Source organism: Nonomuraea sp. NPDC047529 (assembly GCF_040642995.1).
In the GTDB taxonomy this organism is placed as follows: Bacteria; Actinomycetota; Actinomycetes; order Streptosporangiales; family Streptosporangiaceae; genus Nonomuraea.
On sequence record NZ_JBEYTJ010000115.1, the window covers coordinates 1 to 1298 of the forward strand.

General features: G+C 68.7%; 1 protein-coding gene. It reads right to left on the reverse strand.

Features of this window, described 5'->3' with window-relative positions:
* Positions 1-19: 19 nt before the first annotated feature.
* Positions 20-1129: an IS5 family transposase gene (locus tag ABZ815_RS52795; RefSeq protein ID WP_357711151.1), complete on the reverse strand. Its 1110-nt coding sequence runs from the start codon at positions 1127-1129 to the stop codon at positions 20-22.
* Positions 1130-1298: the final 169 nt, after the last annotated feature.

Consider the following 1298-nt stretch of genomic DNA (forward strand, 5'->3'; position numbering starts at 1 on the left):
AGAGCCTGCTGACGAAGGCTTAAGTCACGGTGGGCATGGGCCCGTAGAGAGCCGGTCCGATCTTGTTGATGTAGCCCTGATGGGACCATTGGGACAGCTGGACGCGGAAGCTGTTGACGTTCTCGATGCCGAGGATGGCGGCCAGTTCGCGGCCTCTCCAGGCCCGCCAGGGCTGGGCGGCCAGGAGCTGCAGCACCTTGCCGCGCCGGTCGAGGCTGGACAAGATCGGCAAGGGCGGCGGGTCGTTCCAGCGGCTTACGGGTGGCAGATCGGCGAGTTCGCGGGTCAGGCGGCGGGTCATCTGGTGCACGGTGGCCCACCAGATCAGGGCTTCGTGATGTTCGGGCTTGCGTTCATAGACGCGTACCAGGCGGCGGTAGCGGACCAGCCAGGCGAACGTCCGCTCCACCACCCACCTGCGGGGAAGGACGACGAAGCCGGTCAGATCGTCGCTCCGCCGCACGATCGACACGGCCAGGGCCACGACCTGCCCGGCCCAAGTGACCAGCCGACCGGCATAGCCGCCGTCGGCCCAGACCAGAGCGACAGTGGAGAACTTCTCGCGCAGCAGGGCCAGCACCCGGTGCGCGCCGTCACGGTCTTGCACCGACGCTGCGGTGACCATTACGCACAACAGCAGCCCGAGGGTGTCCACCACGACGTGCCGTTTCTGCCCCTTCAGCTTCTTGCCCGCGTCATACCCGCAGGCCGCCGCGCCGACGGTCTCGGCCGCCCGGACCGTCTGGGAGTCCATGCACCCGGCGGTCGGCAGTTCGTCCCGTCCGGCCAGAACACGCAGCCGGCCGCGCAGCCGCCCGGCCAGCCGTTCGGGCAGACCACGCCGCGACCAGCGCACGAAGAACGCATACACCGCTTCATGCGGCGGGAAGTCGACCGGCAGGGCCCGCCACTCGATTCCGTACCGGGTCACATAGCCGACCGCGTCCAGCACCGCGCGCAGGTCGTGCACCATCGGCCGGCCCGCGACCGCGACCAGCTCGGCCATCACTCCCCGCGCCTCAGGCTCCAGCACCCGCCACTCGGCATCGGCGAGATCGGATGGGTATGCCGGTTTCCGGCCGCGACATTCGCACCCCGGTGACGCACAACCGCTGGCGTCCACGGCCACGGGCGTGTAGACAGACAACCATGGGCTCCTGGCCGCTGAGCTGCTTAGACACCACCTCAGCTACCGGGAGCCCACTCCTGCTTACGGGTCAACTACCCACTCATGACCACACCCCGGCGCTCTCCTGACCCTCCCCGCGGAACACCAAAGCCCTTCGTCAGCAGGCTCT